This window comes from Sphingomonas sp. LH128 (assembly GCF_000293195.2).
GTDB lineage: Bacteria > Pseudomonadota > Alphaproteobacteria > Sphingomonadales > Sphingomonadaceae > Novosphingobium > Novosphingobium resinovorum_A.
Window position 1 is genome coordinate 1 of the sequence record NZ_ALVC01000400.1, and the last position, 7,516, is coordinate 7,516.

At 66.6% G+C, this 7,516-nt stretch carries 5 protein-coding genes; 4 read left to right on the top strand and 1 reads right to left on the bottom strand.

The window, feature by feature from the left end:
- Positions 1-224 precede the first annotated feature (224 nt).
- On the bottom strand, positions 225-2,528 hold the full coding sequence (locus LH128_RS26520) for a TonB-dependent receptor (protein WP_008832776.1): 2,304 nt from the start codon (positions 2,526-2,528) through the stop codon (positions 225-227).
- A gap of 154 nt (positions 2,529-2,682) precedes the next feature.
- Between LH128_RS26520 and LH128_RS26525 the strand changes: the two genes are divergently transcribed.
- From LH128_RS26525 to LH128_RS26540, 4 genes are all read left to right on the top strand, one after another.
- Positions 2,683-4,695 (top strand): alpha-glucosidase, encoded by a 2,013-nt coding sequence (locus LH128_RS26525; RefSeq protein WP_202196500.1) that lies wholly within the window; start codon positions 2,683-2,685, stop codon positions 4,693-4,695.
- Positions 4,696-4,819: 124 nt separating this feature from the next.
- On the top strand, positions 4,820-5,836 hold the full coding sequence (locus LH128_RS26530; RefSeq protein WP_008832778.1) for a LacI family DNA-binding transcriptional regulator: 1,017 nt from the start codon (positions 4,820-4,822) through the stop codon (positions 5,834-5,836).
- 11 nt (positions 5,837-5,847) lie between these two features.
- Entirely contained in the window at positions 5,848-6,753 is a 906-nt protein-coding gene (locus LH128_RS26535; RefSeq protein WP_008832779.1) for an aldo/keto reductase, read from the top strand.
- Positions 6,750-7,516, top strand: a 767-nt coding sequence (locus LH128_RS26540) for an LLM class flavin-dependent oxidoreductase (RefSeq protein ID WP_008832780.1), incomplete at its 3' end; no start/stop codon positions are given. The genes LH128_RS26535 and LH128_RS26540, both read left to right, overlap by 4 nt.

Consider the following 7,516-nt stretch of genomic DNA (forward strand, 5'->3'; position numbering starts at 1 on the left):
CCGCTGGCCGCGCAAAGCCGAGCCCTCGGCAGAGCGTCCTGACGATAGTTGGCCGTAACAGGCCAGCGGTCCCAGCCTTCGCTGGGATGACGGGGTTGGAGGGACGACGCGCGCGCACCCTCCCCGGCACGGGGAGGGGGGAGGAATAAAAAACCCCCGGCGGGGAGGAGATCCGCCGGGGGTTCTTTGTGCGAGCATTCAGCGAAGGACGTTTGCGCCCGTCCTCAGTTGAACTTCGCCCGCAAGTTCAGGCCCGCATAGCGATCCGCGTCGCGCGGGATCATCAGGCGCTGGCCGTTCGTGGTGTTGAGCAGCACGTAGCTGTCGTCGAGGATGTTGCGGACCATGAAGGTCAGGCGATACTTGTCCTCGGCGTCCGACACGCCGATGCTGGCGTTCCAGATGCCGTAGGGGTCGATCTCGCCGCTCTCGCCAAGGTCCGAGAACTGCTTCGAGACATGGTGCCAGTCGCTCGACAGGTACAGCTTCACCGGGCCGACGGGGACGTCGTAGTCCGCGCCGATGGTGTAGCTGAACTTGGGCGCGAGCGGCAGGCGGGTGCCGTCACGCGCGTCGGGCGCGTTGGTCAGCGGGTTGGGGTTGAACTTGCGCACCTTGGCATCGGCATAGGCCGCATTGGCACGGAAGGTCAGGCCCTCGGTCGGGGCGACGGTGAGGTCGGCCTCGAAGCCCTTCGAGCGCACCGAACCGGCGTTGGTCAGGCTGGTGGTCGTCGCGCCGTTGATGAGCACGAAGTTGTTCGCCTGGAAGCCCTTGTAGTCGACCAGGAACGCGGCCGCATTCAGCTGCACGATGCGGTCGAACCACTGGCTCTTGAAGCCGACTTCGAAGCTGTTCGACTTCTCGGGATCGATCGGTTCGGCGTTGTTGGGCGCGGTGTGGTTGAAGAAGACGTTGAACGCCGGTCCCTTGTAGCCACGCGTGTAGCTGCCGTAGACCATCACGTCGTCCATGACGTCGTACTGCAGCACCGCCTTGCCGGAGAAGTTGTTGGCGCTGGTGTTCCCACGCGAAGTATCGGTGCCGTTGCCGCCGCTGGCGATAGTGCCGCCCGCGCCATAAGGCAGCAGGCCCGAAGCCGCCATCGGCAGGCCGGTGGCCGCATCGATCGCGGCGCCGCGCACGTGGGTGAAGCTCACGCTGTCATGCGTGTAGCGGCCGCCCAGCGTCAGGCGCAGTTCCGGCAGGAAGGCGTAAGTCGCCTGACCGAACAGCGCCCAGTTGCGGAACGAGACGTCGCTGCGCGAGGTCGCCGAGACATAGTGCGTGTTGACGGTGTCGGCCAGGTTGCACGGCCGCGCGCCCGTCGCCGCATCGATCGGCGAGGTCGAAGTGGTGCAGGTCACGTCGCTGCGGGTGAAGTCCTGCGTGTTCTTGGAATACCACAGGAAACCGCCGACCTGATACGTCAGCGCCTGGTTCTGCGGCGAGGCGAGGCGGACTTCGGCGGAGACCTGGTCGGTCTCCACGGTGCCGCGGTCGTGCAGCTGCGGGGTGCCGACGATCGCGCGCGGCAGGAAGTCGCCGTCGCGGATTTCGGTGTTCTTCCAGTTGCGATAGCCGGTGACGATCGAGAGCGTGTGATCGGCGAAGGTATCGATGTCCGCGCTCATCGTCAGGCTGTACTGGCGGTCGAGCGAGCGGGTGATGAGGTTCTGGTTGACCTCGCGGGTGTCTTCGCCCTGCGGAACGATGCCCAGTTCGTTGTCGATCACGGTGCCGCGCGACACGCCGGTCACTTCGGCGCAGCAATCGTCGTTGGCCTTGAAGTAGTCCGCGATCAGGCGGAAACGGCCGCCCTCGCCGTCATAGTCGATCAGGCCGCGCGCGCCGTAGTGCTCGTAGCCGTTGACGGTCTTGTCGTAGTAGGTGTTCTTGATGTTGCCGTCGAAGTTTCCGTAGAAGCCGGTGAGGCGGCCGGTCAGGTTCTCCGAGATCGGGCCGGAAATGGTCATCTTGGCGCGGTATTCGTCGTCGGTGGTGCCCGAGACGTTGGCCTCGGCCTCGAAGTCCCTGGTGCCGCCCTTCGACACGATGTTGACCAGACCCGCCGAGGCGTTCTTGCCGAACAGCGTGCCCTGCGGTCCGCGCAGCACTTCGAGGCGGTCGAAGTCGACGAGGTCGAGGAACGACTGGCCCGACCGGCTCAGCACGATGCCGTCGACAACGGTGGACACGCTGGGTTCGGCCGCGACCGAGAAGCTGATCGTGCCGACGCCGCGCATCACGATCGCGCTGTTGGCGTTGGTCGTGCCCTTGCGGAAGGTGACCGAGGGGACGATCGAGGTGATGTCTTCCAGGCTCTTGGCGCCGGCGCGGGCCATGGCCTCTCCGGTGACCGCGCTGATGGCGATCGGCACGTCCTGGACGTTCTGACGAACCTTCTGCGCGGTAACGATAATCTCGTCGACCTGCGCGTTGGCCGGAGTCGCGGCGACAAGCGCGACGGCCGACGCCGAAAGCGCCAGCGCAGTGCGCGCAAGCGTGATGGTGGCGTGCGAAATCATATGTTTTCCCCTCCTGCTTATGCGGAGCCTGAGTGTTTGAGCCTCAGGTCGTCCTGTCGGTTGCACCCCTCTTGATTGGGTCGAACATTTCTGTCAAGCGTTGTCATATCGGGACAGCACGACGGCGACGAGCGTGCTGCAGAATAACAACAACATGGCTCATGGGACTGGAAACGTGTCGCTGACTTTCGACGTTCGGGAAGACGGATTCGCCTGCCTGTTGGCTGGCCGTGAGGTACTGCGTGGATCAGCGGACAGCCCCGCTTTCGCGGTGGCGCGCGGCGCGGCCGAGGTGGAGATGGTGCGCGGCAACTTCGCCATCAGCGATGCGCCGACCGGCCGTGTGGAGCTGGGCTTCGCCGCGCTGGACGGCGCCGACATCGTCCTTTCGGCCAGTGCCGGGGCCGCGCCGATGCTGCGCGTTTCGGTGAAGGGCGATTCGCTAGACATCGCGGTGCTCGATCCCGCGTACGACCGCGTCTGGGTCGATCTGGCCGCGCTGCCGGGCGAGCATGTCTGGGGCGGCGGGGAGCAGATGAGCTACCTCGACCTCTCGGGCCGCCGCTTCCCGATCTGGACCAGCGAACCCGGCGTGGGCCGCGACAAGTCCACCGAGCTGACCCGTAAGATGGACCAGAACGGCATGGCCGGCGGCGATTACTGGTGGACCAATTATCCGCAGCCGACGTTCCTGACCTCCAGCCTGTGGGCCTGTCATCTGGGCAGCAGCGCCTATTCGGTGCTCGATTTCACCGATGCCGGCCGCCACCGGATCGAGGTCTGGGAAGGCGCGTTCACCCTCGAATTCTTCGCTGCCGACGACCTGCCTGCGCTGGTCGGCGCGCTTTCCAGCCGCTTCGGCCGCCAGCCCGCCCTGCCCGACTGGGCGATCGGCGGCGCCATCGTCGGCCTCAAGGAAGGCGACGTCAGCTTCGCGCGTCTCGAGAAGATCATGGACGCGGGCGCCGAAGTCTCCGGCCTGTGGTGCGAGGACTGGATCGGCATCCGCCAGACCAGCTTCGGCCGCCGCCTGTTCTGGGACTGGTCGTGGAACGAGGCGCGCTATCCCGAACTGCCCGCCCGCATCGCCGCGCTGGCGGAGAAAGGCGTGCGCTTCCTCGGGTACGTGAACCCCTACCTCGCCAATGACGGCAAGCAGTACGCCGAGGCCGAGGCGCTGGGCTATCTCGCGCTGCGGCAGGACTCGGACGCGGTCTATCTCGTCGATTTCGGCGAGTTCGACTGCGGCGTGGTGGACTTCACCAACCCCGCCGCGCTCGACTGGTTCGCCGACCGCGTGATCGGGCGCGAGATGCTGGACTTCGGCCTTTCGGGCTGGATGGCGGACTTCGGCGAGTACCTGCCGGTCGATCTGCGCCTCCACGACAGCAGCGACCCGATGCTGATGCACAACCGCTGGCCCGTCCTCTGGGCCGAAGCGAACGCGCGCGCCGTGGCTTCTCGCGGCAAGACCGGCGAGGCGGTGTTCTTCATGCGCGCCGGGTTCTCGGGCGTGCAGGCGCATTGTCCTCTGCTGTGGGCGGGCGACCAGTCGGTTGACTTCACCCGGCACGACGGGATCAACACCGTGCTGACGGCCGCGCTTTCGGCGGGTCTGGTCGGTAATGCCTATTCGCACAGCGATGTCGGCGGCTACACCAGCCTGCACGGCAACGTGCGCACGGCGGACCTGATGATGCGGTGGTGCGAACTGGGCGCGTTCTCGCCGGTGATGCGCAGCCACGAAGGCAACCGCCCGGACGACAACCTGCAGATCGATTCCAGCCCGGAACTCCTCGGTCAGTTCGCCGCGATGTCGCGCGTCCACAAGGCGCTGGCGCCTTATGTCCGCCACCTCAGCGATGAGGCCGTGGCGACCGGTCTGCCCGTGCAGCGGCCGCTGTTCCTGCACTACTTCGAGGACGCGCTGTTCAGCGTGCAGGACCAGTACCTCTACGGCGCCGACATGCTGGTGGCGCCGATCGTCGAGGCCGAGGCGACGCAGCGCGAGGTCATCCTGCCCGGCGACACACCGTGGCGTCACCTCTGGACCGGCGAGGACTTCGCCCCCGGCACGCATACCGTAGCCGCGCCCTATAGCCAGCCGCCCGTTTTCTACTTGCCCAGCAGCAAGTTCGCGCCTCTCTTCGCGTCGTTGAAGGCATGACGAAAATGCTCCCCCTTCTCGTCATTGCGAGCGCAGCGAAGCAATCCAGGGCCGCGAAAAACGCCCTGGATTGCTTCGGCCTGCGGCCTCGCAATGACGAACGGTGGGGCCTGGGGGAGAGCACATGAGCGAACGGTCCAACATCAAGGACGTCTCGGCGCTGGCGGGCGTATCGATCAAGACGGTCAGCCGCGTGCTGAACGGGCACCGCTACGTCAGCACCGACACCAAGGAGCGCGTCGAGAAGGCGATGCAGGAACTCGGCTTCCGGCCGAGCGTCGCCGCGCGCATTCTGGCGGGCACCAAGTCGGGCCAGATCGCGCTGATCTACGACAACCACAGCCCCTACTACATGAACCAGATCCAGATGGGCTGCTGGGAAGCCTGCCAGCAGAACGGCTCGCGCCTCCTCGCGCAGCCGGTGGACGTGGCCGACCCGCTGGTCGGCGAACAGGTGCGCGGTCTCGTCACCGAGACGCATGTGGACGGCATCGTCCTCTCCTCTCCCGTCACCGACTGCGTGCCGGTGCTGAAGGCGCTGGAGGGCATGGACATCCCCTTCGTGCGCATCTCGCCGGGCACCAACCATGCGATGACCTCCTCGGTCTTCATGGACGACGCCCAGGCGGCGGACGACATGACCAGCTACCTCATCGCGCGCGGCCATCGCCACATCGGCTTCGTGAAGGGGCACTCCAACCACATGGCCTCGGAGGAGCGCCTGTTCGGCTACCGCCGCGCGCTAGACCGCGCGGGGCTGCCGTTCGAGCCCGCGCTGATCGCTCCGGGCGAGTTCGATTTCGACAGCGGCGTGGCCGCGGCACAGCGGTTCCTCAAGGGCAAGCGCCGCCCTACCGCGATCTTCGCCAGCAACGACGACATGGCAGCAGGCGTGCTCTCGGTGGCACACGACATGGGGCTGAACGTGCCCGACGACCTCTCGGTGGTCGGCTTCGACGACACCATGGTCGCGCGGATGGTCTGGCCGCAGCTGACCACGATCCGCCAGCCCACCCGCGAACTGGCGCATGCCGCCACGCAGCTTCTTCTCGAGGGCGCGCAGGCCACGCACCGGCGCCTTCCCCACGACCTGATCGAGCGTGCCTCGGTCGCCCGCATCAATCCCGATCTTCTCTCCTGACAGGAACACCCATGACCTACCTCCCCTCCCCGGCCGCCCGCCGCCAGCTCGGCAAGAGCGGCATCGAAGTCTCCGCCCTCGCCTGGGGCAACTGGCGCATGGAAGGCGAGGCCGCCGATGCCGTGCGCCTGCGCCATGCGGCGCTGGATGCCGGGATCGACTTCATCGACACCGCCGACATCTACGGCTTCGACGGCAAGGGCGGCTTCGGCGATGCGGAAGCGCTGCTGGGCAAGGCGCTCGCCAGCGAACCGGGCCTGCGCGACAAGCTGGTGATCGCCACCAAGGGCGGCATCATGCCCCCCCTGCCTTACGATTCGAGCGCCGCATATCTGACCAGCGCCATCGACGCCTCGCTCAAGCGCCTCGGCACCGACAGCGTCGAGCTGTGGCAGATCCATCGCCCCGACATCCTCACGCACCCTTCGGAAATCGCAAAGGCCGTCGAAGCGGCACATAAGGCGGGCAAGATCCGCAGCTTCGGCGTTTCCAACTTCACCACCAGCCAGATCGCCACGCTGCAGCAGTTCGTGAGCCTGCCGATCGTCTCCACCCAGCCGGAAATCTCGGCCCTGCGCCTCGACACGATCGAGAACGGCGAGCTGGATCAGGCGATCGCCATGGACATGGCCGTGCTGGCCTGGTCGCCGCTGGGCGGTGGCCGCATCGCCAACCCCGAGGACGCGCGCACCAAGGAAGTCGCGGCGCTGCTCGATCAGGCGGCGGAAGAGTTCGGCGTGTCGCGCACGGCGGCCGCCTACAGCTGGATCATGGCGCACCCGGCGCGCGTCATCCCCATCGTCGGATCACAAAAAGCCGACCGGATCGCGGAAAGCGCTGACGCACTCAAGGTCCGCTGGACCCGCGCCAGCTGGTACGCGGTACTGGTCGCATCGAAAGGAGAGCCCCTGCCGTGAGCACTACTGAAAAGACCTGTGAGGTAAGCTGGTTTTCGGCGCTGTGCGACGATGACTACGAGTTCCTTGGCCAGCCCGATCCGGCGCTGGCCTCCAGCTGGGAGCATTGCCGCAACATCGTGCTGCAGGCCGAAAAGGGCGGGTTCGACAACATCCTGCTCCCCTCCGGCTATGCGCTGGGCATCGACACCACCATGTTCGCGGGCGCCATCGCCCCGCTGGTGGAGAAGATCCGCCTGCTCTGGGCCGTGCGCATGGGCGAGGACTGGCCGCCGCAGCTGGCGCGCCGCATCGCCACGCTCGACCGCATCCTGGGCGGGCGGCTGACGGTGAACATCATCTCGTCCGACCTGCCGGGCGAGAAGCTGGACAGCCGCGCCCGCTACCAGCGCACGCTGGAAGTGATGCAGATCCTCAAGATCATGCTGAACGGCGAGCACCTGAAGTACGAGGGCGAGTTCTACAACCTCGACCTGCCCCCGGCGCGCATCACCACCGTCTCGGGCAAGTGCCCGCCGCTCTACTTCGGCGGCCTGTCCGAAGACGCGCGCGAGGCGGCGGCCAAGGGCTGCGACGTCTACCTGATGTGGCCCGACACGATGGACAAGGTGCGCGAGACGATCGCGGACATGACCGCACGCGCGGCGAAGTACGGCCGCACGCTCAAGTTCGGCTACCGCGCTCACGTCATCGTGCGCGAGACCGAGGACGAGGCGCGCGTCTATGCCGATCGCCTGCTGTCCAAGCTGGACGATGCGGCGGG